We start from the raw sequence: 26,147 nt of genomic DNA on the forward strand, positions 1-26,147 counted from the left end.
CGTCTCGCAGATCGGACGAGCGACGCCCCCCGGACCGGGCAGCCGCTGCCTTCCTGCCCCCCGGGGGCCGTGCTACTCCCGCGGCATGCGACGGGCTCCGGAGCGACGAGGTGCCGGCGGCGAGGGGGGTGGCGGGAGCGCCGGTTGCGCGGCGCGGGGCGCCCTCGCTGCGCTCGGGCTCGCGTGCCTCGCCCTCGCGGCGTGCAGCGAGGGCGAAGGCGGGTACGCCGGCACGACCGCGCGCGTCGGCAAGGACGAGGCGACGATCTACATCAACAACGGCACGGAGCCCGAGTACGTCGACCCCGGAAAGTCGAACGACTCGGCGAGCTCCACGCTGCTCCAGCAGATGTTCGAGGGGCTGACCACCTACGCGGCCGGCGATCTCCATCCCGTGCAGGGGGTGGCGACGCGCTGGGAGCAGAGCGACGACAACCGGATCTTCCGGTTCCACCTGCGGCCCGAGGCGCGCTGGTCGGACGGCAAGCCGGTGACGGCGCACGACTTCGAGTACGCGTGGAAGCGCGTGCTGCGCCCCTCCACCGCCTCGCTCGCCGCCACGAACCTCTACATCGTGAAGAACGGCGAGCTGTTCAACCACGGCAAGCTCAAGGCGCTGCGCGAGGCCACCCTGCTGCGCACCGCGCCGCGGCCCGACGCGCCGTCCGCGCTCGATCTGCCCAAGGGGTCGTTCGTCGTGGTGCTGGCGCGCTCGCCGATCCAGGTCGACACCGCGATCGCGCCGCTCGCGGCGCTGCCGGAGGGCGCCGCCGCGGTGACGTTCACGAAGGGCGACGCGAAGGGCGGCCCCGGAGACCGGCTCGTGTTCGACGCTGCCGCCGGCGGCGCCGCGCCGCTCGGCCCCGCGCCCGGCGGCGGCTGGCAGGGCGCCGTTGTCGACATCGTCCGCGCGGGCCCGCCGTGCCAGTGCAACGGCGCCGCCGATCGCTGGTTCGAGGTCGAGCGGGGCGGCGCGCGCGGCTTCCTCCCGGGCTGCCTGCTCGTCCCCCCCGCCGCGGGCAAGGACGGCGCGGGCGCCGCGCCCCGCGAGACCTACGCGGTCGTCGCGCCGCACGCGGACCTCCCCACGTACGACGCCGCGGCGGCCCCCGCGGCCGCGCAGGGCGAGCCCCCGGTGGGGTTCGTGCCCGAGGCGCTCCTCGTCGAGGACGACGGCGCCGTCGGCGTCCGCGCCAGGGACGACCTCACGCTCGACGTGCAGCTGGAGCAGCCCACGCCCTACTTCATCGATCTCACGAGCTACGTGACGCTCTTCCCCGTGCGCAAGGACGTGATCGAGGCGTTCGCGCAGCGCGGCGAGCCCGAGCTCTGGTTCCGCCCCGAGAACATCGTGGTCAACGGCCCCTACACGCTCGATGAGTGGAAGTTCCGTTACGAGATCACGATGAAGCGGAATCCGATGTACTGGGACCGTGACAAGCTGAAGATTCACCGCGTCGTCTGGCTGGAGATCGAGCAGTACAACGCCGCGATGAACATCTACAAGGCCGGAGATCTCGATTACGGAGGCGACAACTCCTCGCTCCCCTCCGAGCACCTGGACTGGCTGTCGACAAAGAAGGACTTCAAGCGGTTCCCCTACCTCTCCACGTACTGGCTCGAGTTCAACACGAGGAAGCCGCCGGTCGACGACGTCCGCGTCCGCTGGGCGCTCAACCTCGCGGTCGACAAGCAGCAGATCGTCGAGAAGATCACGCGGGGCGGGCAGATGCCGGCCACGCACTACGTCCCGGACTACACGGGCTCGGGCTACGACGAGGCGCTCGCCGAGGACAGGAGGCTCGGGGTCGACCCGTTCTCGTCGCCGGACGTCCTGTTCAACCCGGAGCGCGCCCGCGCGAAGCTCACCGAGGCGGGCTACGAGGTCGTCCGGGAGGGCGACGGATACCGGGCGAAGAACTTCCCGGCCCTGGAGATCCTCTACAACACGAGCGAGGGGCACAAGCAGATCGCCGTCGCTGTCCAGGACATGTGGAAGCGTCACCTCGGCGTCTCCGCCACGCTGCGGAACGAGGAGTGGAAGGTGATGCTCAAGAACGTGCGCGACGGCAACTTCCAGGTCGTGCGGTTCGGCTGGATCGGCGAGTACAACCACCCGGCGACGTGGCTCGGCACGCTGCTCTCCTACAGCCCGCAGAACCGGACGGGCTGGGCCGACAAGGAGTTCGACGACCTGATGCGCACCGCCGCGGCGACGGCCGGTCGGAAGGAGAGCATCCAGGTGTTCCGCAGGGCGGAGAAGCGGGCCGTCGACCGCATGCCCAAGCTGCCGCTGTATTTCTACACGAAGTCGACGCTTGTGAAGCCCTGGGTCAAGGGGTTCAAGGGCAACGCGCGGAGCGTGCAGCTCGTCAAGTGGCTCTGGATCGACCCGCGCTGGCGCGACAACCCGTCGAACGAGATCGCGTTTCCGCAGCTCGAGTTCCCGGCGCCGGGCCGGCTCGGCCCGACGCTGGGTAAGCCGGCCGGGCCGGCGGCGCCGTGACAGCCGATCCCCGTCCACCACGATCTCCGTCGCCGTCCGACAGCCGCTCCGCTCGGCCGCGCGGCGACGCCTTCGCGCGGCCGCGGGGGGTGAGGGGACGTGCCCGTTGACGTGCTGGCCTGGGCCATGGCCTCATTCAAGGAGAGCAGCATGGACGCTCTCGGGAGAACGACATGAGCAAGACGATCCTGGTCACCGGAGGCGCGGGCTACATCGGCTCGCATACCTGCGTGGAGCTCCTCCACGCGGGCTACCGGGTGGTCATCCTCGACAACCTCTGCAACAGCCGCAAGGCGGCCGTCGAGCGCGTGGAGCGGATCGCCGGCAAGCAGGTGACGTTCGTCGAGGGCGACATCCGCGACGCGGCGCGGCTCGATCGGTTGCTCGCCGAGCATCCCATCGACGCGACGATCCATTTCGCGGGGCTCAAGGCGGTCGGCGAGTCGGTCGCGAAGCCGCTCTCGTACTACGAGAACAACGTCGCCGGGACCGTGTGCCTGCTCAAGGCGCTCGACGCCCGGGGCGCGCGGAAGCTCGTGTTCAGCTCGTCTGCCACGGTCTACGGCGATCCGGAGCGCGTGCCGCTGGACGAGGGGTGCCGCCTCGGGCCGACCAACCCCTACGGGCAATCCAAGCTCATGGTGGAGCACATCCTGCGCGACGTCGCGGCCACCGGCGGCTGGTCGCTCTCGTCCCTGCGTTACTTCAACCCGGTCGGCGCGCACGAGAGCGGGCTTATCGGCGAGGACCCGAGCGGCATTCCGAACAACCTGACGCCGTTCATCACGCAGGTGCTGGTGGGGCGGCGCGACAAGCTCCGGGTGTTCGGCGGCGACTGGCCGACGCCGGACGGCACGGGCGTGCGCGACTACATCCACGTTGTCGACCTCGCGCTCGGGCACCTCGCCGCGCTGAACCGCATCTTCACCGTCGGCGACAGCTTCACCGTCAACCTCGGCACCGGGCGTGGATACTCCGTTCTCGATATGGTGGCCGCGTTCGAGAAGGTCAGCGGGAAGCGGGTCCCCCACGAGATCGTCGCCCGGCGCCCCGGGGACGTCGCCTCCGTGTACGCGGATCCGGCGCGCGCGGCGGAGCTCCTCGGCTGGCGCGCGGAGCGCGACCTCGAGACCATGTGCCGCGACAGCTGGCGCTGGCAGGAGCAGAACCCGAAGGGGTTTGCCGACTGACACCGCGTCTCCTGAGCGCGTTCCCGGGTCCGTGATGGGGGGAATTTGAATCACAGAGGCACAGAGGGTACGGAGGAGAGAGAAGAAGATCATATTTCATCTCTCTTCTCTTCCCTCTGCGTCCTCTGTGCCTCTGCGGTTCATTCTCCTATGAAGCCCGGGACCAAGGAACAGCGATGACGCCGTTCGCCCGCGAGCCGCTGCGCCCGCGCGTCGCCCTCCTCGGCGCGCTGCTCGCGCTCGCGGCGTGCACGGGCGAGGGCGATGGGTACGTCGGGACGACGACGCGCACCGGCAAGGACGTCGCGACCTTCTACGTCAACAACGGCGACGAGCCGGAGTACCTCGATCCCGGCAAGGCCGTCGACTCCGTGAGCATCACGCTGCTCCAGCAGATGTTCGAGGGGCTGACCACCTACGCGGCCGGCGATCTCCATCCCGTGCAGGGGGCGGCGACGCGCTGGGAGCAGAGCGACGACAACCGGATCTTCCGGTTCCACCTGCGGCCCGAGGCGCGCTGGTCGGACGGCAAGCCGGTGACGGCGCACGACTTCGAGTACGCGTGGAAGCGCGTGCTGCGCCCCTCCACCGCCTCGCTCGCCGCCACGAACCTGCACATCCTCAAGAACGGCGAGCTCTTCAACCTGGGCAAGCTCAAGGCGCTGCGCGAGGCCGCGACACTGCGCACCGCGCCGCGCCCCGACGCGCCGCCGGCGATCGAGCTCCCCAAGGGGGCGTTCGTCGTCGTGCTCGGCCAGTCGCCCGCCCGGGTCGCGTCGGGGGTGCCGCCCCTCGCGGCGCCGCCTCCCGGGGTGGCCTCGGTGACGTACGCCGAGCCCGACGAGAAGACCGGCGCCGGCGAGCGGCTCTCGTTCGACGCGGCCGGCGCGGCCCCGGTGCCCGCGCCGATCGACGCGACCCCCGGCGGCGGTTGGCGGGGCGCCGAGGTCGCCCTCCTCGCGGCCGGCCCGCCGGTCGCCTGCAACGGCGCGGCCGACCGCTGGTTCGAGATCGAGGGGCCTCAGGGCCGCGGCTATCTCCCGGGCTGCCTGCTCGCGCCGGCCGCGTCCGCGGAGGCCGCCGCGTACGCCCTTGTCGCGCCCCACGCGGCCCTCCCCACGTACGACTCCGCCGCGCCACGGGCGGCGCCGCCTTCAGGCGGGGTGACCGGGTTCGTCGCCGCATCGGAGCTCGTCGAGGACGACACCGCCGTGGGCGTGCGGGCGCGGGACGACCTCACGCTCGACGTGGAGCTCGAGCAGCCCACGCCCTATTTCACCGATCTCACGAGCTTCGTCACGCTGTTCCCGGTGCGCCGCGACGTCATCGAGCCGTTCGAGGCGCGCGGCGAGCCGGAGCTCTGGTTCCGCGCCGAGAACATCGTGGTCAACGGGCCCTACCAGCTCGATGAGTGGAAGTTCCGGTACGAGATCACGATGAAGCGGAACCCGGCGTACTGGGCGCATGACGCGCTCAGGATCCACCGGATCGTCTGGATGGAGATCGCCCAGTACAACGCCACCCTGCAGCTCTACAAGGCAGGGGACCTCGATTATCTGGGCGACAACTCCGAGCTCCCGTACGACCACCTCGGCTGGCTGTCCGGGAAGAAGGACCTCCGGCGGATCGAGTACCTCTCCACCGTGTACTATGAGCTCAACACGAGGAAGCCGCCGCTCGACGACCCGCGCGTGCGGTGGGCGCTGAACCTCGCGATCGACAAGCGCGAGCTGGTCGAGAAGGTCACGCGGATGGGGAAGCCCGCGACCCACTACGTGCCCGACATCACCGGATCCGGCTACGCCGAGCAGGTGGCGGAGGACAGGGCGCGCGGCGCGGATCCGTTCTCGAGCCCTGACGTCGGCCACGACCCCGCGCGCGCTCGCGCGCTGCTCGCCGAGGCCGGATACGAGGTCGTCCGCGAGGGGGACACGCTCCGCGCGAAGGGGTTTCCGCCGATCGAGGTGCTCTACAACACGGGCGAGGGGCACGGGCAGGTCGCCGTGGCCATCCAGGACATGTGGAAGCGCCATCTCGGGATCTCCGTGACGCTGCGGAACGAGGAGTGGCGGGTGATGCTCAAGAACCTCCGCGACGGCAACTTCCAGGTGATCCGGCTGGCCTGGTTCGCCGACTACAACCATCCGCAGACGTGGCTCGGGACGTTCCTGTCGTACAGCCCCCAGAACCGGAGCGGCTGGGCAGATGCGGAGTTCGACGAGACGATCCGCAAGGCCGCCGCGATGGCCGATCCGAGGGAGAGCATCCGGCTCTTCCGGACGGCCGAGCGGCGGGCGCTCGACGGGATGTTCAGGATCCCGCTCTATTTCGAGGAGAAGTCGACCCTGGTGAAGCCGTGGGTGAGGGGGTACATCCCCAACGCGCGGAACACGCAGCTCGTCAAATGGCTCTGGATCGACCCCGACTGGCAGCACAGGCCGGCAGGCGAGCCCCCGCCGGCGCTGGAGATGCCGCCGCCGGGGCGGCTCGGAGGGGGGCAGTGAGCAGGCCTCCGGGACGGTGATCTGCAGGGCGTGGGGCCGTGACGAGCGCCCCGGTCGATTCGTGGTCCGGACGGCCACGCCCGGCTAGACTCGCGCCATGCACCTCACCGACGCCTTGCTCGGCGCGACTCACGTGCTCCTCTCGGGCGCCCGCGCCGCGATCGAGATCCGCTGTCCAGGTCCCGGTGTGCTGCGCGTGCGCCACGCTCCCTCGTCCGCCGTGACGGGCTTCACGCACCCCGATCTCCCCCCCAAGCGCTCGTTCGCCGTGGTCGCCGACGGCGCGCTGCCGCTCTCCGCGCGCCGGGAGGGGGACACGCTCCACGTGACCGCCGAGGGCGCCTCTCTCGAGGTCTCCCTCGCCTCGGGCACATGGACCTTCGGCGACGGACAGGGCTGCATCCTCGCGCGCAGCGAGGGCGTCTCCGGGGAGGTCCGGCCGGCCTTCCCGGTGGACGAGCTCCGCGCCCGGCTCTCGCTCGCGGCGCCCCCGGGCGAGGCCTACCTCGGCTTCGGCGAGAAGGTCGGCCCGCTCGACAAGCGCGGCCTGCGCTTCACCTTCTGGAACACCGACGCTTTCCCGCCGCACGTCGAATCCGACCCGCTCTATGCCTCGATTCCCTTCTTCGTGGCCCTCCGCGGCGGGGTCGCCTGGGGCCTCTTCCTCGACGAGCCGTGGCGCTCGGAGGTCGACATCGCCCTGAGCGACCCGGATCGCATCGAATGGGAGTCGCGCGGGCCCGAGCTCGACGTCTACCTCCTGGCCGGCCCGCACCCGGCCGACGTCCTCCGGCGCTACGCCGCGCTCACCGGGCGCCCGGCGATGCCGCCCCTCTGGAGCCTCGGCGCGCACCAGTCGCGCTGGGGCTACGAGACCGAGGACGACGTGCGCGGCGTCGTCCGCGGCTATCGATCGCGCGGCCTCCCCCTCGATGCGGTCCACCTCGATATCGACTACATGGATGCTTACCGGGTGTGGACCTGGGACCGCTCGCGCTTCCCGGACCCGGCGCGGCTCGCGCGCGATCTCGCGGCCGAGGGGGTCAAGCTCGTGACGATCGTCGACCCGGGGATCAAGGCGGACGTGGGCTATGCCGTCTACGAGGAGGCGCGCGCGCGAGACTTCCTCGTCCGGCTGTCGCGCGGCGACACCCTCGTGGGAGAGGTCTGGCCCGATCCCGCCGTCTTCCCGGATCTGACGCGCGAGGACGTGCAGCGCTGGTGGGGCGATCTCCAGAAGTCCTTCGTCGACGCCGGCATCGCCGGCATCTGGAACGACATGAACGAGCCGGCGTGCTTCTCCGTCCGGCCCGACAGGGGCCTGCCCGCGCCGAACGGCGGGCGCACCTCGGGGCTCGGCACGATCGAGGGCAGCACGCTCCCCTACGACGCGCGCCACGGCGCCCGGCGGCACCTCGAGGTCCACAACGTCTACGGGCTCGGCATGTCGCGGGCCGCCTACGAGGGGCTCGCCCGCCACGCGCCCGACCGGCGCCCCTTCGTGCTCACGCGCGCGGCCTTCGCCGGCATCCAGCGCTACGCCGCTGTGTGGACCGGCGATTTTGCGAGCAATTTCACGCATCTGGAGGCGTCGATCCCGATGCTCGTCGGCCTCGGCCTCTCGGGCGTGCCGTTCGTCGGCGCGGACATCCCCGGCTTTGCCGGCCGCGCGAACGGCGAACTGCTCGTGCGCTGGATGCAGGCGGGGCTGTTCTATCCGCTCATGCGCAACCACGCGGCGAGGGGCAGGCCGGCGCAGGAGCCCTGGCGCTTCGGCGAGCCGTACCTCGGCCTCGCGCGCGCGGTGCTCGAGCGGCGCTACCGGCTCCTGCCGACCCTGTACACGCTGATGCGCGAGGCGGCGGAGACGGGCCTGCCGGTCTTGCGGCCGCTGTCCTTCCTGGCCCCGGAGGATCCCGAGGCGCTCCATGCCTACGATCAGCTCCTCTTCGGCGACGACCTGCTCGTCGCGCCGGTGGTGCGGCCGGGGCAATCGAAGCGGCTCTCGTACCTGCCCGCCGGCGCATGGATGGACTTCGCCAACCTGGAGCGCGCGGGGAAGGTCGAGGAGGGCAGGCGCCACGTCATCGCCGATGCGCCGCTCGGGGTCGTCCCCGTGTGGCTGCGCGCCGGGGGCGCGGTGGCGCTCACCGCGCCGCGGATGCACACGACGACAGCGCGCTGGGAGGAGATCACGTGGCACGTGCACGCGGCGGAGCGGGTGAGCGGCCGTCTTTACGAGGACGAGGGCGACGGGCAGGGTCCGTCGCGCATGACGCGGCTCTCGGGCGGATTCGACGGCGCGACGTTCACGCTGGAGCGCCGCGTCGAGGGCGATCTGCCGCCCGCGCGCGAGGTGGAGACGATCCGGATCTACGGCGTGCCCCCGCCGCACGCCGTGGCCGGGGCCATCTCGCACCGCGTCCTGGAAGGGGTCGTCGAGATCGAGGTCGCGGCCGACTGGCAGCGAATCGAGCTGCGGGCGTCCTGAGCCGGGAGGCGCGGAGACGCGAGGCAGCGCAAAAGCAAGGCGGGAGCTCAGCACAAGCGAGCTCCCCGATCTCGCTTGTCTTCCGCGGCGGACCGACCCACCTCGCCCTGAGCCGCCTGCGTGAGAGCGACGCGCCGCATTACGCTTCTGTCCCGTCGAACAGGGCACGTTCGGCGGGCTGCAGCCGGACTGAATTAAACGATCATCACGAGATCCGGCGGACAGTGCCACGCGATCTCGCGTACAGCGTCCATGGGACGCGGTTGACAACTTCCACCAAATGTGGTTGTCCTACTTTCTCACTGGAGTGCTCTATGTCCCCTCGATCCTTCCTTCTTGTTACCTTCGCGGTCGCTGCCCTGGCGTGCTCTTCGGGGCCCGGCGAGAACGGCAATTTGACCTCCGGCTCCGGCGGCAGCAGCGGGACGACCACCGGCGGCACCAGCGGGACGCCTTCGGGGGGCGATAGCAGCTCGAGCGGCGGCGACTTCGGGAGCATGGCGGGGGGCAACGTGACGGTCGGCGCCGGCGGCGCCGGCGGGGGCGAGTGCAAGAGCACGCTCGAGGTCCTCTACCGCGACTTCAACGCCACGCACCCCGACTTCGAGATGGACTTCAGGGGCGACGTGGTTCGACGCAAGCTCGTCGAGCCGGCGCTCGACAGCGACGGGAAGCCGGTGTTCCTCGACTCGATCGGCTGCCAGGCGGACCTGCAGACCCCGCTCGACTGCGGGGGTGGGAACCCCAATCAGGTCGTCATCAACAGCAAGGCGTCGTTCGACCAGTGGTACCGGGACGTGCCGGGCGTGAACATGACCTTCCCGAAGCAGCTCGAGCTCGAGGAGTCGCCGCCCGGCTCGGGTCAGTACGTCTTCGACAGCATGGATTTCTTCCCGCTGGCGCCTGAGGAGGGGTTCGGGATCACCCCTCAGAACCACAAGAACCAGAACTTCCTCTTCACCACCGAGATCCACCTGAAGTTCGGCTACGTCGCCGGCCAGCAGTTCAGCTTCCGGGGCGACGACGACATGTGGATCTTCATCAACGGCAAGCTCGCCCTCGATCTCGGCAGCATGCACGGGCCCGAGTCGGGTGTCATCGACTTCGATGCGCAGGCCAGCTCCCTGGGCATCACTCCGGGCAACAGCTACACGATGGATATCTTCCACGCGGAGCGCCACACCGACGGGTCGAACTTCCACATCGAGACGAACATCTCCTGCTTCGTGCCCGTCGACGTGCCGAGGTGAGGCGCGCCGGCGCCTCGGGCGCTGGCTGACGACGAGCGTCTCGAGCGGCCCGAGCCCTCCCGATTGCCGGGCGACGGACGCCCGCGCTGACCTGCGCGCGTTCACGCCGCAAGTTGACATGCTCCCAGGTGAACCGGTAAAGTTCGCCCCCTGATGTGCCGCCTCCGGCGCGACCGGGCGGTCCTGAGGTCGCGTTTTCCGCCGTACGGGGCGGCGGTGCGGCGTGCTGGGGCTGACGTGGACTGTCGCGGGTCCTGACTCCCGCGTGGAGCATGCTGATGAAGAGTCGAACGATGACGCGCCGCGTGTTCGCGGCGGCGGCGCTGGCCCTGTCCGCGGGCGTCACGGCGGGCTGTCCTTCCAAGCAAGAGGCGCAGCCCTCGCCCGGCGCCAGCGCCTCGGCGGCCGCGCAGAGCGGCGCGGCGCCCGCGAAGAAGGGCACCGCGTTCGTCACGATCTCCAGGGAGCAGCAGGCCTCCTGGGTGCGCAACTTCAACCCGCTGCTCGCCGAGGGCAGCGTGCGCTTTCCCACGGTCGCCGGCATCTACGAGCCGATGCTCGTCTTCAACACGATGAAGGGCGAGTACACGCCGTGGCTCGCGACGAAGTACGCGTGGAGCGACGGGAACAAGAAGCTCACCTTCACGATCCGCTCCGGCGTCAAATGGTCGGATGGACAGGCGTTCTCGGCGAAGGACGTGGCGTTCACGTTCGAGCTCCTGAAGAAGCACGCCGCGCTCGATCTCTCGGGGGTGTGGAAGTTCGTCGAGTCCGTCAAGGCGACGGACGACACGACGGTCGAGTTCGCGCTGAAGCGGGCGTACGTCCCGGGGCTCAGCTACATCGGCCACCAGCCGATCGTGCCGGAGCACAAGTGGAAGGACGTGGCCGATCCGGTCACCTACTCGAACGAGAACCCCGTGGCGACAGGGCCGTTCACCGAGGTCAAGGTCTTCCAGAACCAGGTGTACGAGCTCGGCAAGAACCCGAACTACTGGCAGCAGGGGAAGCCGGCCGTCGACGGGCTCCGCTTCCCGGCGTACCCGGGCAACGACCAGATCAGCCTGGCGATCATGAACGGCGAGGTCGACTGGGCGGGCGCGTTCGTGCCCGAGATCGAGAAGGTCTACGTCGCCAAGGACCCGGCGAACCACCATTTCTGGTTCCCGCTCGTCGGCGGCATGGCCACGCTCTACCCGAACAGCACGAAGAAGCCGTTCGACGACGTGCGCGTGCGCAAGGCGATCAGCATGGGCCTCGATCGGGAGCAGATCGTGAAGATCGCGTCCAACAACTACACAAGGCCGGCGGACGCGACAGGGCTCGACGACTCCTACGAGCGCTGGCGCAACCCGAAGGCCGCTGAGGCGGGCGACTGGGTGAAGCTCGACGTGGCGAGGGCGAAAGAGCTCCTCGACGAGGCCGGGTACACCGCGGGCCCGGACGGGATCCGGGTGAAGGACGGCAAGCCGATGCGCTTCGAGATCAACGTCGTCACCGGCTGGTCCGACTGGGTCCGCGCGGTCCAGATCATCACGCAGAACCTCAAGCAGCTCGGCATCGACGCCTCGCTCAAGACCTACGATTTCAGCGCGTTCTTCGAGGCGCTCCAGAAGGGCACGTTCGACATGTCGATGGGGTGGACGGTCGTCGAGCCCACGCCCTACAACTACTACCGCGAGCTCATGTCCGCGGAGCTCGTGAAGCCCGTCGGCGAGGCGAGCGCGCGCAACTGGCACCGCTACGGCGACAAGGGGGCCGACAAGCTGCTCCAGCAGTTCGAGGCAGCGACGGAGTTCGCCGAGCAGAAGCGCATCCTCGACGAGGTGCAGATGCTCTACGCGCAGAACGCGCCGGTGATACCGCTCTTCAAGAACCCGTCCTGGGGCGAGTACAACACGAAGCGCTTCACCGGCTTCCCCACCAAGGAGAACCCGTACGCCAAGCTCTCGCCGAACAACCCGCCGGAGTACCTGCTCGTCCTGACCGAGCTCAAGCCGAGGTGACTCCGATCGGCCCGCGCCGGCGCGGGCCGCGAGCCTGCGTCTCGCCGGTCAGCTGCCCGAGGCCGACACGATGCAGGCGTCGAGCTCCGGCGTCTCGCGCCAGCCGCACTGTCCGGACGCGTCGCGCTCGCAGATGCCGTGCTCGCCATAGAAGGCGTACTCCTCGCGCCACTCGCACGTGGTGGCCACGTGCTCGCTGGCGCAGACCTGCCCGCTACAGCCGGTGACGACGCATCGGCCGGGACGCACGATACCCGCGGCCTCCTCGACGCCGGGCGCCCGGAGCTCGTCGAGCGCGGGGGCAGGGCGGCCGCAGCCGCTCTCGTCGGCGCCGGTGAGCGCGGGGACGCAGAGAAGGAGCACCGAGAACGCGAATCGATGACGCTTGACGAATGAGCTCATCCTGAGACCGCCTTGATAGAGACGCAGCAATGCCCCGAGCAGGGCGAGTCGGCGCCTGTGTACAACGCGACGCTCCTCGGTTCATGCGCTCTGAGCGTCGAGCGATGCGGTCGCCCGGGGGTAGGACCGGCCCGAGATCTGCGCTACTCCCTGACGACGCGATGGCGTCACTCCGTCGCTGCGGCGCCGTGTCGACGGCGGTCCGCGCGTCGCACGCGAAAGGCGGGTCGGCGGCGGCGACGATATCATCGTCGCGAGGCGGGGACGGTCCTAGTCCGCAGGCCCGGTGGCCTCAAGGGATCGCGCTGTCGATGGCGTAGCCGGCGCTCCCGTTGGGGACCGTCACGGCACCGGAACCGATCGCGAACAGGCCGTTCGGCGCGAGGTTCGCCGGGGATTGCGCCGCCAGGATCGTCTGGTACCAGGTCAGCTGCGTGATCTCGCCGCCGTCGACGTCCACGCGGAGGTACATGCTGCCCTTGTCGTAGCGGAAGCCGCCGCTCACCGGGTCGTTCGAGAACGAGGCCCAGGGCAGCAGCCTGGGCACCTGGAATTGCTGCGTACCGCTCAGCTGCGGAGGCGTGCCATCGCCGTCGACGTGGTTGAAGAACACGTTTTTCTGGCCGAGGTAGCCCAGGTTCGCCTTCGTCACATACCAGTACTCCGTGTTGGCCTGGTAGGGGCCCACGTTGCTCCCTGTGATTGCGAGCATTCGAAAGAAAGGCTGGCCGTTCGAGAACGTCGCCGTGTACAGACGCCATTTCTTCATTCCACCATCGAGCTGCGCCGCGCTCGCCGAATCGAGGTCTTCGTCGTCCTCGGGCTCCCCGCCCGCGGTCGCGATGCAGCCCGCCGTCGCGAGGCACAGAAAGACCGCCGCCCCTGCCTGCATGAGAATGCTTTTCATGTGATTTGTGCTCCTGTGGTGATTGTATCGTTGATGCTGGCTGCTCGACCAAGCGGGGCGAGCTGCCGTTCGAGGACGGTACGGAGGAAGCCCATGCGCGGTGGTATCAAGGAATCGCGCTGTCGACGTAGTGGCCGATGCTCCCGTTCGGGGCCGCCACGGACCCGGAGCCCGCCATGAACACGCCGTCCAGCGTGACCTTGGCGGGTTGTCTGCGCCGCCGGGATCGTCTGGTACATGGGGGGGGCCGGCCAGGGGCAGATTGCAAGCGCTGTGCCGATCCGTCGCGCGAGGACAGCGGACGGCGGGGCGCTCGGCGACACGTCCCGCAGGTCAGGGCTGCATCGGCGTCCATCGTGACATGTCACGGATGTCACGTGACATGTCACGGATGTCACGTGACATCCGTGACGGCGAATGGATTCCCACCTGAGCGCTTCACGACGGGGTGGATGCCTCTCCTCTGTGCCCTGTGTGGTTCAAATTCTTCCCATCGCGGAACCAGGCACGAAACACCGATGCGTTACTGGTCTTCCGGGCAGGTGGGCATCGGGTCAGGGCACATTTGACCCTCGACCCAGGGGCGCGTCTGCTTGCAGCCGCTCACGTCCTCGAACGTGTTCCCGGCGACGAAATCGGGCCCGGCCGTGCCGACCCACCCGCGGGTGACGCCGTGGCCGGCGACGTGCCGGAACGTCGATCCCTGGATGAACGCGCTGGCCGGCGCCTCGCTGAAGATGACGGCGCCGTTGAACGTCGTGAGGTCGTTGCAGCTGAGCAGGCTGCAGCCGCAGTCATAGCCCGCGTACTCGATGATGACGTTCTCCAGGACGTTCTCGTCGCGCGGGATGCCGCCGAACCAGAGCCCGCCCCAGTCGCCGGGCGCCGGGTTCTCGGCGGCCGAGGTGAAGACGATGGGCCTCTCCGGCGTGCCCAGCGCGCGGAGGACGCCGCTCGCCGCGAACTCGCCGGTGAAGTGCTCCATCTGCATGACGTTCCCGGGCTCGAACCGGATGGTGACGCCGGGCTCGATGGTGAGCGTCGTGAGCGGCGCGCCGTCGCCGCCCGCGCCGATGTTGAAGCGGGCGTCGTGCCAGTCGCCGAAGTGATAGGGCACGCCCCGGTCGCGCAGCGTCGTGTCCTGCTGCAGCCCGTAGGTCTGATTGGCGCCCTCGTCCAGGATCAGGATCTCGTCCCTTCGATTGCCGGTGTACTCGCCGACAGGGATCGAGCCGATCGCCTGCTCCCCGAGCTCCAGCGGATACGGGTGCTCCTCACTGCCGCTCTCCGTGATCACGAGGTCCGTGGAGCCCTCGGCGAACGACGACGCTTGCAGGAGGAGCACCCCGGCGCCGAGCGATCCGCGCACCGTCACGTGATCGACGAGGAGGGCCGGCGCCGCGGGGGTCACGGACGCCCCGTACGCGGAGAGCGTCGCGTTCGCGTGGAAGCGATCGCCGCCGCCCCCCTCGAGGATCACGTGCCGGAGGGTCGCCCTGGCCGGCCACGCGACGTGGACGTTGTTCCACCGCGCGCCCTCGCTGCCGCGAAACGCGATGGGCTGCGCCTCGGTGCCCTCGGCGTTCAGCTCGGCGCCCTCTTCCATCGCGGAGATGCCCGTGTCCTCCTCGAGCAGCACCTCGGCGCACGGCTCGATCGTGAGGGTCACGCCGGCGCGGAGGCGGACAGGGAAGCTCACGATGTGCGGGCTCCCCTCCGCGGTCCAGGTCTCGTTCTCGCTCAGATCGCCCTCGTGGACCGTCGGACCGCCGGAGGGCGCGCGACACCCCGGCTCGACCGTGCCGCCCGAGCCTCCAGAGCCGGAAGCCCCGCCCGCGCCGCCAGCGCCGGAAGAGGGCGGGTCGCCGGGATCGCACGCGGCGAGGAACATCCCACCTGCCGCGGTGAGCGTGACTACAACGTTGCGTAGAGCCATATCCTTGTATTCCTTGTGAGCGCCTGTGTGTTCATACGCGCCCAGGCAAAGGCGCAGAGAGTAGCTCATCTGCGCCCGATCCGCAGAGCCTTCGTAAACATCTTTGCAATCTTGAGCCCGGCCGCTCGCGGCTGGCCTCGCATTGCGAATCTGCCGAGCCAAGGTGTTCTCCGGGACGGTGGACAGCAGCGCTCGTGTGACGGTCGACGCCCGGCACTCCCGCGGTCGCGCGGTCGACCGATGGGCTTCAGCGCCGCGGCGCCGGCTGCGCCATGCGGAACGACGCGAACCTCGCGGAGGCCTCGCTCGGGCCGCGCACGAACAGAGCCGCGCGCACGCCGCGATCCCAGGGCGGCAGATCGGGGCCGGCCTCGGCGTCCACCACGTCGCCGACCGGGGCCCAGGCGGCGGCCCCGCCGGCGCGGATCGTGAAGCGGAACAGATGCCCGTCGGCGACCGTCATCCGGAGCTGCGCGCGGTCGGGCGCCCTCGTCTCGGCCACCACCGCGAGGGCGCCGTTCGCGACGCGGAATCGAGCGCGTCGCCGTCGAGCTCGTCGACGATCTCGGCAGGCCAGGGAGCCGACCTCCATGCACGTGAGCGGCCCGTGATCGGTGTACGGCCCGCCCGGCGCGGCAGCGCTGGCCGCGGCGACGCACAGCGGGCCGCCGCGCTGCCGGGCCGTGTAGAAGACGTCGTATCGGCCGCCATCCTCGCTGATCTCGGGCGCCCAGAGGCTTCCGGCGGCCCAGGACGGGAGCTCGGGGAACACGGTGTCCACGCGCTCCCAGTTCACGAGATCGGTCGAGCGGAGGAGCGGAAACGGCGCGCCCCACTCGGAGCTCGTCGCCGTCGCCCAGGATTCGTGCCCCACGCGGATGACCGACGGGTCGGCGAAGTCCCCGGGAACAACCGGGTTCGTGGACACAGCGGCGGCGCCGCTGTGCCCCGCGGCGCCGGTGGACCGCGGCGCGCCCGCGAGCTCGGTATCGTCCCCGCAGCCGCCCAGGAGCAGCAGGGAGACAAGAATTTGAACGGGCGTGACGAGGTGCACGGCGCAGGATAGCGCCCGCCGCGCGGCCCGAAGCGAGATCGGGCCGCGGGCCTCCCGGATCAGCCGGTCACGTTCTCCCAGGCGACGGCGGTCGGCCCGAGGAGCGAGCGCCCGTTGGTGGCGATGACCTCCTTGTACCAGGAGAAGGAGTCCTTCGGGATCCGGCGCTGGGTCTGGTAATCGACGTAGACGAGCCCGAAGCGCTCCTTGTAGCCCTCGGCCCACTCGAAGTTGTCGAGGAGCGACCAGGCCCAGTACCCGACGACGGGGACGCCCTCTTTCACCGCCCGTGCGAGGCCGAGCAGGTACCGGTGCATGAGGTCGATGCGCTGCGGGTCGTGCACCTTGCCGTCGAGGAAGACCTGGTCCCTCGTGGAGGTGCCGTGCTCGGTGATCCCGATCGGCAGCTTGTATCGCTCCCAGAAGTACCTGGAGCCCCAGTACAGGGTGCTGGGGACCACCTGCAGCCAGTCGAGCGTCGCGCGCGGGTAGCCGGGCGGGGAGGCGACGCGCTCGGGCTTGCCGTCCTTGCCTTGCCGCCACGTGCCCGCCGAGTACATGTTGAGCCCGAGGTAGTCGATAGGCCGCTTGATCTGGTCGAAGTCGCTGGCGGGGAAGTCGGGCATGTCGTTGCCGAAGAGCCGGAGGCCGCTCTCCGGATACCGCCCCTCGAGCACCGGCGCGATCCACCAGGCGTTGTTCCACGGGTGCCGCTCGTAGACCGAGAAGATCGCCTCGCGCGCCGCCTCGACGTCGCCCGGGTCCTCCGTCGCGGGGCGCTGCACCTGGGTCGCGAGCACGTAGCCGATCTTCGCGGCTTTGACCGCGGCCCGCAGGGCGTCCACCTGCTTGCCGTGGGCCCGCATCTGGTTGTGGGCGGCGGTCAGGTACTCCCGGTACGGGAGCTTGAGCCCGGGGGCGAAGTGCCCATCGAGGAGCGCGTTGCCGATGAACGCCTGCGGCTCGTTCTGCGTCACCCACCACGGCACGCGATCCCCGAGCCGCCTGGCGACGACCGTCGTGTAGTCGGCGAACCAGTCGGCGACGTCGCGCTGGAGGAACCCGCCGCGGTCCTGGAGCGCCTGGGGGAAGTCCCAGTGGAACAGCGTGCACATCGGCGTGATGCCGAGGCGGAGGAGCTCGTCGACGAGCCGGTCGTAGAAGTCGAGCCCCTTCGGGTTGACCTTGCCCGTGCCCTCCGGGAGGACCCGTGTCCATGAGACGCTGAAGCGGTAGCTCTTGGCGCCGAGCTCGGCGAGCAGCCCGAGGTCCTCCTTGTAGCGGTGGTAGTGGTCGCACGCGACGTTGCCGGTGTGCCCTTCGAAGACCTTGCCGGGGGTGTTCGAGAAGACGTCCCACACCGAGGGGCCGCGGCCGTCCTCGGCGGCGGCGCCTTCGATCTGGTAGGCCGCGGTGGCGGAGCCCCACAGGAAGCCCGCGGGGAACGGCGCGGCCGTCGCGCCTGCCGGGCCCGCGCCGGCCGAGGGGGCCGGCGACGCGGGCGCGGAGGTGGACGAGGCTGCCGCGACGGGTGGCGCCGCCGCCGCGGCGGACGGGGCGGACGCGGCTCCAGAGGCGTTGTTCTGGGGGAGCGACTCGGAAGGCGTGGAAGCGGACATGGGGACGCATCATCCACAGCGCCCGGTGGGCAAGCAATGGGGTCGTGCCTGCGCCGGTTGCTTGACGGCCCGCGCCGGCTCGACAACATGGGCGACATGCTCGCGATCCGTCCCAAGACCGCCGGTGGCCCGGAGGTGATGCAGCTCGAGGAGCACCCGACACCCGCGCCTGGCCCGGGTGAAGCCGTGGTCCGCGTCGAGGCAGCGGGGGTGAACTTCATCGACATCTACCAGCGGAGCGGCCAGTACAAGCTCGATCCGCCGATCCCGCTCGGGCTCGAGGGCGCCGGGCGCGTCGAGGCGGTGGGGCCTTCCGTCACCGAGGTGAGGGAAGGGGATGAGGTCGCGTGGACCGGCGGCCCCGGCTCGTACGCCACGCACGTCCGCATCCCGGTCGAGAAGCTCGTCCCCGTGCCCGCGGGCGTCGGCGCGAAGCGCGCGGCGGCCGCGATGCTCCAGGGCATCACCGCGCAGTACCTCGCGCGCTCCACGTTCCCGCTCGGGCCCGGCCACACGTGCCTGGTCCACGCGGCCGCGGGCGGGGTCGGCCTGCTGCTCTGCCAGATGGCGAAGCGGCTCGGCGCGCGCGTGATCGGCACCGTCTCGACCGAGGAGAAGGCGCGGCTCGCGCGCGGCGCCGGCGCCGACGAGGTGATCCTGTACACGCAGGCCGATTTCGAGGCCGAGGCGCGCCGGCTCACGGGCGGCGCCGGCGTCGACGTTGTCTACGACGGGGTCGGGCACGACACGTTCGCGAAGAGCCTCGGCGCGCTCCGCCCGCGCGGCATGATGGTGCTCTTCGGCCAGTCGAGCGGGGCGGTGTCCTCGTTCGACCCGCAGATCCTGAACCAGAGGGGGTCGCTGTACCTCACGCGACCGAGCCTCGCGCACTACACCGCGACGCGCGAGGAGCTGCTCCAGCGCGCCGCCGACGTGCTCGGCGCGATCGCGCGCGGCGAGCTCACGATCTCCGTCGGCGCCACGTACCCGCTCGCCGAGGCGGCCGAGGCGCACCGCGCGCTCGCCGGGCGGGCGACGACGGGGAAGGTGCTGCTCATTCCGTAGCGCAGGCAGGGGACGAGCTGCCATGGCGCCAGAAGCAGAAGCAGATTTGAACGCCAAGGCGCCAAAGCGCCAAGATGCGATGAATGATTTGAACGCCAAGGACGCCAAGCGATTGAAATTTCTGAGCACTTCGTCGCGTCCTGGCAGTTGAATCTTCTTCTTTCTCTTTTTCTTGCGCCTCGGCGTTCAAATCTCTCCTCTTCCACGCGGCTCCGATGTTGACCGCGCGTCCTCCGCGCCGGTACGCTGCCGGCGCAGAGGTGCACATCTCATGATCGAACGTCCCACGCTTGCGCCCGAGAAGGTCTCCGAGGCGGTGAAATCGCAGATCGCCAGCTTCCATCGCTCCGTCGTCGACGAGGTCGCGGCCGCGGTGAGCCGCGACCGGGTGGTCGTCGTCGGGATGGCCCAGAATCCCATCGTGAAGAAGGCGCGGCAGCTGCTCGATGGGGAGGGCGTGAAATATACCTACCTGGAGTACGGGAGTTACCTCTCCAAGTGGAAGGAGCGGCTCGCTCTCAAGTTCTGGGCCGGCTTCCCGACGTTCCCGATGGTGTTCATCGACGGGGTCCTCGAAGGCGGCCACAGCGACCTCGTGAAGCTCCGCGACCAGGGCAAGCTCAAGGGGCAGTCGTGACGAGGCGCGGCTGAACGTCGGGCACAGAACGCGCAGACACAAGGACGGCAGCTCGGAGGCACCTCGTGACATCGCTCGGGATCCACGGAAGACGGCGGGATGACGAGGGGAGCCGCGCGGCTCGACGGCCCGGAGGCGGCGCGCCGTGAGCTCCTACGCCATCAAGCGGCTGCTCTCCATCATCCCCACGCTCTTCCTCGTCGCCACCCTTGTGTTCGTCCTGGTGCGCATCGTGCCGGGCGGCCCGTTCGACCAGGAGCGGGCCGTGCCCGTCGAGGTCCAGCGGCAGCTCGACGCAAAGTACCACCTGAACGATCCGGTGCTGAAGCAGTATGGCGACTGGCTCCTTGCGCTCGTCACGAAAGGCGACCTGGGCCCGACGTTCAAGTACCCGAACCGCACCGTCAACGAGATCATCGCCCTCAGCCTGCCCGTGTCGATGCAGCTCGGGTTCTGGGCGATGCTCTTCGCCCTCGCGATGGGCATCCCCCTCGGCATCGTCGGGGCGATCCGCCAGAACACCTGGAAGGACACGGCGGCCATGGCGGTCGCCATGGTCGGCCTCAGCGTGCCGCGGTACGTGCTCGCGCCGCTGCTCATGCTCGTCTTCTCGCTCAAGCTCTACTGGTTTCCGGTCGCCCGCTGGGAGACGTGGCGGCACATGGTGCTCCCGATCATCTGCTCCGGGCTCCCGGTGGCCGCCTACATCGCCCGGCTGACGCGCGGCGGGATGCTCGAGGTGATCCGCTCCGACTTCATCCGCACCGCGCGCGCCAAGGGCCTCTCCGAGCGCAAGGTCGTCCTGAAGCACGCGCTCCGGGGCGGGCTGCTCCCGGTCGTGAGCTTCCTCGGCCCCGGCTTCAGCGGCCTGCTCGTCGGCTCCCTCGTCGTCGAGAAGATCTTCAACATCCCCGGCATGGGCCGCTACTTCGTCGAGGCGGCCACGAACCGCGACTACAACCTCGTGATGGGGGTCATGCTCGTCTACGGCTGCCTGCTCATGCTCTTCAACGCGATCGTCGACGTGGCGTACGCCTTCATCGACCCGCGGGTGGAGCTGCGCTGACCATGCCCGCCGCCCCCCCGCCGCACGCCGCAGAGCGCGCCGCCGGCGCCGCGCCCGGCGACCTGCCCGCCGTCCCCGGCGGCGCGGCGCCGCGCCCGGCCGCCCCGCTGCGGCTCGACGCGCTCGAGCAGGGGTCGAGCCTCGGGCGCGACGCGTGGCGGAGGCTCCGCAAGAACCGCGCGGCGGTCGCCTGCGGCGTCGTGCTCGTCGCGATGATCCTCGCCTGCATCCTCGTCCCCGAGCTGTCGAGCTACCGGTACGACAAGGCCGACCTCAAGCTCGGCGCGCAGCCGCCGTCGCTCGCGCACTGGATGGGCACCGACTACTTCGGCCGCGATCTCATGGCCCGCGTGTTCTTCGGCGGGCGCATCTCGTTCGCCGTCGGCATCGTCGCGACGCTCGTCAGCTTCGTCATCGGCGTGAGCTGGGGCGGCGTCGCCGGCTACTTCGGCGGCAAGGTCGACGCGATCATGATGCGCATCGTGGACGTGCTCTACACGTTCCCGTTCCTCATCCTCGTCATCCTGCTCATGGTCTTCTTCGCGAACGACCAGACGGTCCTCTACCGCGCCTGGCAGGCCGCGCTCGGCCTGTTCGTCGAGGATCCCTCGGATCCCAGCTACTTCCCCATCTTCCAGATCGTCGTCGTCTTCGCGGCCCTCGGCGGCATCTCCTGGCTCACGATGGCCCGCATCGTGCGCGGCCAGGTGATCTCGCTGCGCAGCCAGCCGTTCATCGAGTCGGCGCGCTCGATCGGCGTCGGCCACGCCGCGCTGATCTTCCGGCACCTCGTGCCGAACGCGCTCGGCCCGATCATCGTCTACACGACGCTCACCATCCCCGAGGTGATGATGACCGAGGCGTTCCTGAGCTTCCTCGGCCTCGGCACGCAGGAGCCGCTGTCGAGCTGGGGCCTGCTCGCGTCCACGGGCGCCGACGCGATGGATCTCTTCCCCTGGCAGCTCATCTTCCCGGCGCTGATGCTCGCGCTCACGCTGATCTGCTTCAACTTCCTCGGCGACGGGCTCCGCGACGCCCTCGATCCACGCATCCGAAAGGACTGAAGGGACGCCGCTCCCACGGCGCGCCCGCACGGACCATGCTGCTCGAGGTCAAGCACCTGAAGACCCACTTCTTCACCGAGGAAGGGGTGGTCCGCGCGGTCGACGGCATCTCCTTCAGCCTCGATCGCGGCGAGGTCCTCGGGATCGTCGGCGAGTCCGGCTCGGGCAAGAGCGTGACGAGCCTCTCGCTGCTCCGGCTCATCCCCGACCCGCCGGGCAGGATCGTCGGCGGCCAGATCCTGCTCGAGTCCGAGGGGGGCCTCGTCGAGGACCTCGCGGAGGCGAGCGAGGCGCGGATGGAGCGCATCCGCGGCGACCGCATCGCGATGATCTTCCAGGACTCGATGACGTCGCTGAACCCCTACCTCCGGGTGAGCGAGCAGCTCATCGAGGTGCTGGAGCTGCACCGCGGCATGCGGCGCGCCGAGGCCCGCCGGCGCAGCGTCGAGATGCTGCAGGCGGTGGGCATCCCCGCGGCGGCGTCGCGGATCGACGACTACCCGCACCAGCTCTCGGGCGGGATGCGGCAGCGCGTGATGATCGCGATGGCGCTGCTCTGCGACCCGGACCTGCTCATCGCCGACGAGCCGACGACGGCGCTCGACGTCACGATCCAGGCGCAGATCCTGGATCTCATCCAGGAGCGGAAGGAGGCGCTCGGCGCGGCGGTCCTGCTCATCACGCACGACCTCGGCGTCGTCGCGAAGATGGCCGATCGCGTCGCCGTCATGTACGCCGGGCGCATCGTCGAGGAGGGCCCGGTCGGCGCCATCTTCCACGCCCCGCGGCACCCGTACACGATCGGCCTGTCGCGGTCGATCCCGCGGCTCGACGGCGCGCGCGGCGACGCCCTCGTCCCCATCCCGGGGATGCCGCCGTCGCTCGCGCGGCTGCCGCCGGGCTGCCCGTTCCACCCGCGCTGCGCGCACGCGGTCTCTGTGTGCCAGGAGGAGGCGCCGCTGCCGCGGGTCGTCTCGGGCGAGGGGGACAGGAGGGCGCTGCACGTCGTGCGGTGCCACGTCGAGGACGTCGCCGGACGAGCGCCATGACCACACCCGCCACACCCCCGCCGCTGCTCTCGGTGCGCGATCTCAAGGTCCACTTCCCGGTGCGGCGCGGCCTGCTCCAGCGGCAGGTCGGCACGGTGCGCGCGGTCGACGGCGTCTCCTTCGACGTCGAGCGCGGCGCGACGCTGGGCCTCGTCGGCGAGTCCGGCTGCGGCAAATCGACGACGGGGCGGGGGATCCTCCGCCTCGTCCCGCCCACGTCGGGGAGCGTGAAGATCGACGGCCGGGAGGTCCTGACGCTCGACCCGCGCGCGCTGCGCAAGGCGCGCCGCGAGATGCAGATGATCTTCCAGGACCCGTACGCGAGCCTGAACCCGCGCATGACGGTCCACGACCTCATCGCCGAGCCGCTCTCCACCCACGGCCTCGTCTCGTCGCGCGACGAGTCGCTCCGCGAGGTGGCGCGCCTGATGGAGCTCGTGGGGCTCTCGCCCTCGTACATGCGGCGCTTTCCGCACGAGTTCTCCGGCGGCCAGCGGCAGCGGATCGGCATCGCCCGCGCGCTCGCCCTGAGGCCGAAGCTCGTGATCGCGGACGAGCCGGTCAGCGCGCTCGACGTGAGCATCCAGGCGCAGATCGTCAACCTGCTCGCCTCGCTCCAGCGCGAGCTGTCGCTCACGTACGTGTTCGTGGCGCACGACCTCGCGGTGGTTCGCCATCTGTCAAGCGAGATCGCGGTGATGTACCTCGGCCGGATCGTCGAGCGCGCTCGTCCAGATGCATTATTCCGCTCACCGCAGCATCCGTACACGCAGGCGCTGCTGTCGGCGATCCCGATCCCCGATCCCGACGTGGAGCGCAAACGGCGTCGCTTGACGCTCGTCGGCGAGGTACCGAGTCCGCTGAACCCGCCGTCCGGTTGCCATTTCCACACCCGCTGTCCCTATGCGATGGAGCGGTGCAGCATCGAGGCGCCTCCGCTGGAGGAGCGCCATCCTGGTCACTGGGCTGCTTGCCACCTCACCGAGCTACCCACGGTACCTATGCATCCGTGAGGTGATCCAGCAGCGCTCAGTTCCCGACAGCCGTTCCCGACATCGGTTGAGCTCGCTCTCCAGACATGACGGGGAATGTCCGATGACAGGATTTTCCTGACCTCGTTCTGGGCCGGGGAGGTTAGAATTCCAGGACCGATGCCGCGAATTTCTGACGCCACGCTTCGCGCCCAGATCCCGACGGCCCTTCTCATCGGCGGCGATCAGGCGCTGCTGGAGCGCTGCCAGGCGGCGGCGATGGACGTGGGGATCGTTGTCAAGGCGTGTCCTGTCTCGATGGCTGCGGCGCTGGCGGAGGAGCGTCGGCCGGTGGTCATCGTGGTCACGTCGTCGACCTACGCGCTGGCTCCCGAGGCGTTCGAGGAGATCGCGCGCGAGGTGGTGAGCACGCTCGTGCGGGTCGACGAGACGCTGAAGGACGACGAGCTCGGGGCGATGCTCGGCACGGCGGCGCGCGAGAGCCGCAAGCAGCGCTCGTGGCAGCTCACGCCGGGGCGCTACTCGATGACGCCTGGGGACGATGGGTCCTCGGCGCCGCGCTCGGAGCGCTGGACCCTCGGGGTGATGACGGCGGATGCGTCGTCGCGGCGCGACGCCGAGTCGACGCCGCTGCCGCGCTCCGGGCCGCGGAGCGCGGGCGCGCACGAGCTTGCGTCCCGCGAGCGCGTGGCGGCTGCCGTGGCCGCGCAGCGACTGGAGCGCTCGGGTGCCGGGGCGTCCGGGGAGGCGGCGTACCGGCCGCTCGATCCGGCTGCGCCGCGCTCGGAGCGTCTGGGCGTCATGACGCTGGCGCCGTCATCTTCGCGCGCGCGCCGTGAGGTGCCCTCGTCGCCGCCGACGCCGGCCGGCGTGGTGGTTGCGCGCCGGGAGGGGTCGTTGCCGGGCTCGCAGCCGGCGGGTGCGTACGCGCGACGGGAGACGCCGTTGCCGGGCTCGCAGCCGGCGGGAGGGTACCCGCGGCGGGAGACACCGTTGCCGGGAGGGTACCCGCGGCGGGAGACGCCGTTGTCGGGAGGGTACTCGCGGCGGGACACGCCGTTGGCGGGCTCGCAGGAGGCCGCGATGTATTCGCGGGGGGCGACGCAGCCGCCCGCCACGTATGCGCGGCGGGACACGCCGGCGCCGCTGTCGCAGCAGGCCGCGGTGTACCCGCGGCGAGACGGACAGCCGGCCGCGGGGGGGTACCCGCGGCGAGACACGCCGGCGCCGCTGTCGCAGCCGGCGGCGCCGAGCTCGCGGCAGCCTGCCGGGGCGCCTCCCCGGCGGGAGACGCCGTTGGCGGCCTCGCAGGTGGCAGTGCCGAGCTCGCGGCGGGAGACGCAGCCTGCGGGGGCGCCTCCTCGGCGGGAGATGCCAGCGCCGGCGTCGCACCGGGGGGCGGGGCACCCGCGGCTGGAGACCCTGGGGTCGCAGCCGGGAGCGGCGTCGCCTCAGCGAGAGGCGCTCGCGCCGGGCGCACAGGAAGGTGAGTCCTACGGCGGTCACCCCACGCCGCCGCCGAGCTCACACCGGGCGCCGCCGTCCTCCCGCAGAGCTCAGTTCCACGTCGACATCGCTCTGCTGTTCGATGAGCGAGGCCTGCCGCGCGCCGATCCACAGGCGAAGTGACAGGTCTCCGAGCGTTCGGCTCAGCCGCCGCCTGAGCCACCTGCGCCAGCCGAACCCCCTGCGCCGTCGGAGCCGCCCGAGCCACCTTCGCCGCCTGAGCCGCCCGAGCCACCTTCGCCGCCGGAGCCGCCCGAGCCGTCGGACCCACCTTCGCCGCCCGAGCCGCCCTCGCCGCCGCCGTCTTCACACGACTCCGCGATGGTCAGCGACAGGCTTCGGGTGAGCGGCTCCTGCTTGCCCTCGCCGCCGAGGAGAGGCTCGCCCGTGTCGCTCACGGCGGTGATGGTGATCGCGAGCTCGCCGTAGCGTTCCTCGGGCTCGAGCTTGTCGAGACGCACGTCGATCACACGGCCGGCCGCGGCGTTGTTCTCCTCGCCGTTGACGCTGAGCTCCAGGTGCCCGCACTGCCGGTACGTCAAGCAAGTGCCGGGAGGGCGGAGGAGGAGCTCCGAGACCGTGACGCTGATCGGAACCGTCGGCCCGTCGTCGGAAGAGGCGGTCGAGCGCGCCCCGATCGCGACGCATGCGCCGTCCTTCGGGCTCACGATCTCGATCCGGGGCGTTCCGGTCGGGCCGGGGGCGCTCGACGTCCCGTCGTCGCCGCAGCCGGAAGCGCCGGAGAGCCCGGCGACGAGGACGAGCGCGAACCGCGCAGCGATCGGGGATGCCATGCCGCGCGGTTTATCCGTTGGCGTGGCGCCGGGCAATCCCTTCGTCCGCGAACGGCCGCGCCCGTGGCCCGCAGAGGGCCCCCGCAGGCACCGCCAAGGGCCGCGCGGC

The 26,147-nt window shown here is 70.5% G+C and carries 20 protein-coding genes; 14 read left to right on the plus strand and 6 right to left on the minus strand.

The window, feature by feature from the left end:
- Positions 1-85: 85 nt before the first annotated feature.
- The 6 genes from WMF28_RS17000 to WMF28_RS17025 all read left to right on the plus strand — a co-directional run bounded on the left by WMF28_RS17000 (position 86) and on the right by WMF28_RS17025 (position 11,947).
- The gene (locus tag WMF28_RS17000; RefSeq protein WP_437603291.1) at positions 86-2,506 is read left to right on the plus strand and encodes a peptide ABC transporter substrate-binding protein; all 2,421 of its coding nucleotides are present in this window, start codon (positions 86-88) and stop codon (positions 2,504-2,506) included.
- A 173-nt stretch (positions 2,507-2,679) separates the two neighbouring features.
- Entirely contained in the window at positions 2,680-3,696 is a 1,017-nt protein-coding gene (galE, locus tag WMF28_RS17005) for a UDP-glucose 4-epimerase GalE (protein WP_437603292.1), read from the plus strand.
- A 176-nt stretch (positions 3,697-3,872) separates the two neighbouring features.
- Positions 3,873-6,200, plus strand: coding sequence for a peptide ABC transporter substrate-binding protein (locus tag WMF28_RS17010; RefSeq protein WP_437603293.1), 2,328 nt, complete (start codon positions 3,873-3,875; stop codon positions 6,198-6,200).
- Positions 6,201-6,297: 97 nt separating this feature from the next.
- Positions 6,298-8,691, plus strand: a complete 2,394-nt coding sequence (locus WMF28_RS17015) for a glycoside hydrolase family 31 protein (RefSeq protein ID WP_437603294.1) — start codon at positions 6,298-6,300, stop codon at positions 8,689-8,691.
- A gap of 314 nt (positions 8,692-9,005) precedes the next feature.
- Positions 9,006-9,941, plus strand: coding sequence for a fibro-slime domain-containing protein (locus tag WMF28_RS17020; RefSeq protein WP_437603295.1), 936 nt, complete (start codon positions 9,006-9,008; stop codon positions 9,939-9,941).
- Between the two features lie 278 nt (positions 9,942-10,219).
- Positions 10,220-11,947, plus strand: a complete 1,728-nt coding sequence (locus WMF28_RS17025) for an ABC transporter substrate-binding protein (RefSeq protein ID WP_437603296.1) — start codon at positions 10,220-10,222, stop codon at positions 11,945-11,947.
- Between the two features lie 48 nt (positions 11,948-11,995).
- Here WMF28_RS17025 and WMF28_RS17030 read toward each other — a convergent pair whose 3' ends face one another.
- The 5 genes from WMF28_RS17030 to WMF28_RS17050 all read right to left on the minus strand — a co-directional run bounded on the left by WMF28_RS17030 (position 11,996) and on the right by WMF28_RS17050 (position 17,865).
- A complete protein-coding gene (locus WMF28_RS17030; RefSeq protein ID WP_437603297.1) occupies positions 11,996-12,349 on the minus strand; it encodes a hypothetical protein in 354 nt (117 codons plus the stop codon).
- A gap of 292 nt (positions 12,350-12,641) precedes the next feature.
- Complete coding sequence (locus WMF28_RS17035; protein ID WP_437603298.1) at positions 12,642-13,256, minus strand: hypothetical protein; 615 nt, start codon at positions 13,254-13,256, stop codon at positions 12,642-12,644.
- A gap of 523 nt (positions 13,257-13,779) precedes the next feature.
- Positions 13,780-15,192, minus strand: a complete 1,413-nt coding sequence (locus WMF28_RS17040; protein ID WP_437603299.1) for a hypothetical protein — start codon at positions 15,190-15,192, stop codon at positions 13,780-13,782.
- A 247-nt stretch (positions 15,193-15,439) separates the two neighbouring features.
- Complete coding sequence (locus WMF28_RS17045; protein ID WP_437603300.1) at positions 15,440-16,246, minus strand: glycoside hydrolase family 43 protein; 807 nt, start codon at positions 16,244-16,246, stop codon at positions 15,440-15,442.
- Positions 16,247-16,305: 59 nt separating this feature from the next.
- Positions 16,306-17,865, minus strand: coding sequence for a GH1 family beta-glucosidase (locus tag WMF28_RS17050; RefSeq protein WP_437603301.1), 1,560 nt, complete (start codon positions 17,863-17,865; stop codon positions 16,306-16,308).
- A 96-nt stretch (positions 17,866-17,961) separates the two neighbouring features.
- Between WMF28_RS17050 and WMF28_RS17055 the strand changes: the two genes are divergently transcribed.
- The 8 genes from WMF28_RS17055 (at position 17,962) to WMF28_RS17090 (ending at position 25,367) form a co-directional block, all read left to right on the plus strand.
- Positions 17,962-18,930: a quinone oxidoreductase family protein gene (locus WMF28_RS17055; RefSeq protein WP_437604269.1), complete on the plus strand. Its 969-nt coding sequence runs from the start codon at positions 17,962-17,964 to the stop codon at positions 18,928-18,930.
- Positions 18,931-18,952: 22 nt separating this feature from the next.
- Positions 18,953-19,081: a hypothetical protein gene (locus WMF28_RS17060; RefSeq protein WP_437603302.1), complete on the plus strand. Its 129-nt coding sequence runs from the start codon at positions 18,953-18,955 to the stop codon at positions 19,079-19,081.
- 120 nt (positions 19,082-19,201) lie between these two features.
- Complete coding sequence (locus WMF28_RS17065; RefSeq protein ID WP_437603303.1) at positions 19,202-19,567, plus strand: glutaredoxin domain-containing protein; 366 nt, start codon at positions 19,202-19,204, stop codon at positions 19,565-19,567.
- A gap of 145 nt (positions 19,568-19,712) precedes the next feature.
- On the plus strand, positions 19,713-20,633 hold the full coding sequence (locus WMF28_RS17070) for an ABC transporter permease (RefSeq protein ID WP_437603304.1): 921 nt from the start codon (positions 19,713-19,715) through the stop codon (positions 20,631-20,633).
- A gap of 2 nt (positions 20,634-20,635) precedes the next feature.
- Positions 20,636-21,697 (plus strand): ABC transporter permease, encoded by a 1,062-nt coding sequence (locus WMF28_RS17075; RefSeq protein ID WP_437603305.1) that lies wholly within the window; start codon positions 20,636-20,638, stop codon positions 21,695-21,697.
- A 35-nt stretch (positions 21,698-21,732) separates the two neighbouring features.
- The gene (locus WMF28_RS17080; RefSeq protein WP_437603306.1) at positions 21,733-22,746 is read left to right on the plus strand and encodes an ABC transporter ATP-binding protein; all 1,014 of its coding nucleotides are present in this window, start codon (positions 21,733-21,735) and stop codon (positions 22,744-22,746) included.
- Entirely contained in the window at positions 22,743-23,759 is a 1,017-nt protein-coding gene (locus WMF28_RS17085; protein ID WP_437603307.1) for an ABC transporter ATP-binding protein, read from the plus strand. The genes WMF28_RS17080 and WMF28_RS17085 overlap by 4 nt, the downstream gene beginning before the upstream one ends.
- Positions 23,760-23,897: 138 nt before the next feature.
- A complete protein-coding gene (locus WMF28_RS17090; protein ID WP_437603308.1) occupies positions 23,898-25,367 on the plus strand; it encodes a hypothetical protein in 1,470 nt (489 codons plus the stop codon).
- Between the two features lie 20 nt (positions 25,368-25,387).
- Here the strand turns inward: WMF28_RS17090 and WMF28_RS17095 are convergent, their stop codons facing one another.
- The gene (locus WMF28_RS17095; RefSeq protein ID WP_437603309.1) at positions 25,388-26,038 is read right to left on the minus strand and encodes a hypothetical protein; all 651 of its coding nucleotides are present in this window, start codon (positions 26,036-26,038) and stop codon (positions 25,388-25,390) included.
- Positions 26,039-26,147 lie beyond the last annotated feature (109 nt).

It is taken from the genome of Sorangium sp. So ce590 (assembly GCF_051521365.1).
GTDB lineage: Bacteria > Myxococcota_A > Polyangia > Polyangiales > Polyangiaceae > Sorangium.

What these genes read in the sequence shown, in the direction of transcription:
- WMF28_RS17000 (WP_437603291.1), top strand. Translation starts at nt 86, where the DNA reads ATGCGACGGGCTCCGGAGCGACGAGGTGCCGGCGGCGAGGGGGGTGGC.
- galE (WP_437603292.1), top strand. Translation starts at nt 2,680, where the DNA reads ATGAGCAAGACGATCCTGGTCACCGGAGGCGCGGGCTACATCGGCTCG.
- WMF28_RS17010 (WP_437603293.1), top strand. Translation starts at nt 3,873, where the DNA reads ATGACGCCGTTCGCCCGCGAGCCGCTGCGCCCGCGCGTCGCCCTCCTC.
- WMF28_RS17015 (WP_437603294.1), top strand. Translation starts at nt 6,298, where the DNA reads ATGCACCTCACCGACGCCTTGCTCGGCGCGACTCACGTGCTCCTCTCG.
- WMF28_RS17020 (WP_437603295.1), top strand. Translation starts at nt 9,006, where the DNA reads ATGTCCCCTCGATCCTTCCTTCTTGTTACCTTCGCGGTCGCTGCCCTG.
- WMF28_RS17025 (WP_437603296.1), top strand. Translation starts at nt 10,220, where the DNA reads ATGAAGAGTCGAACGATGACGCGCCGCGTGTTCGCGGCGGCGGCGCTG.
- WMF28_RS17030 (WP_437603297.1), bottom strand. Translation starts at nt 12,349, where the DNA reads ATGAGCTCATTCGTCAAGCGTCATCGATTCGCGTTCTCGGTGCTCCTT.
- WMF28_RS17035 (WP_437603298.1), bottom strand. Translation starts at nt 13,256, where the DNA reads ATGAAAAGCATTCTCATGCAGGCAGGGGCGGCGGTCTTTCTGTGCCTC.
- WMF28_RS17040 (WP_437603299.1), bottom strand. Translation starts at nt 15,192, where the DNA reads ATGGCTCTACGCAACGTTGTAGTCACGCTCACCGCGGCAGGTGGGATG.
- WMF28_RS17050 (WP_437603301.1), bottom strand. Translation starts at nt 17,865, where the DNA reads ATGTCCGCTTCCACGCCTTCCGAGTCGCTCCCCCAGAACAACGCCTCT.
- WMF28_RS17055 (WP_437604269.1), top strand. Translation starts at nt 17,962, where the DNA reads ATGCTCGCGATCCGTCCCAAGACCGCCGGTGGCCCGGAGGTGATGCAG.
- WMF28_RS17060 (WP_437603302.1), top strand. Translation starts at nt 18,953, where the DNA reads ATGGCGCCAGAAGCAGAAGCAGATTTGAACGCCAAGGCGCCAAAGCGC.
- WMF28_RS17065 (WP_437603303.1), top strand. Translation starts at nt 19,202, where the DNA reads ATGATCGAACGTCCCACGCTTGCGCCCGAGAAGGTCTCCGAGGCGGTG.
- WMF28_RS17075 (WP_437603305.1), top strand. Translation starts at nt 20,636, where the DNA reads ATGCCCGCCGCCCCCCCGCCGCACGCCGCAGAGCGCGCCGCCGGCGCC.
- WMF28_RS17080 (WP_437603306.1), top strand. Translation starts at nt 21,733, where the DNA reads ATGCTGCTCGAGGTCAAGCACCTGAAGACCCACTTCTTCACCGAGGAA.
- WMF28_RS17085 (WP_437603307.1), top strand. Translation starts at nt 22,743, where the DNA reads ATGACCACACCCGCCACACCCCCGCCGCTGCTCTCGGTGCGCGATCTC.
- WMF28_RS17090 (WP_437603308.1), top strand. Translation starts at nt 23,898, where the DNA reads ATGCCGCGAATTTCTGACGCCACGCTTCGCGCCCAGATCCCGACGGCC.
- WMF28_RS17095 (WP_437603309.1), bottom strand. Translation starts at nt 26,038, where the DNA reads ATGGCATCCCCGATCGCTGCGCGGTTCGCGCTCGTCCTCGTCGCCGGG.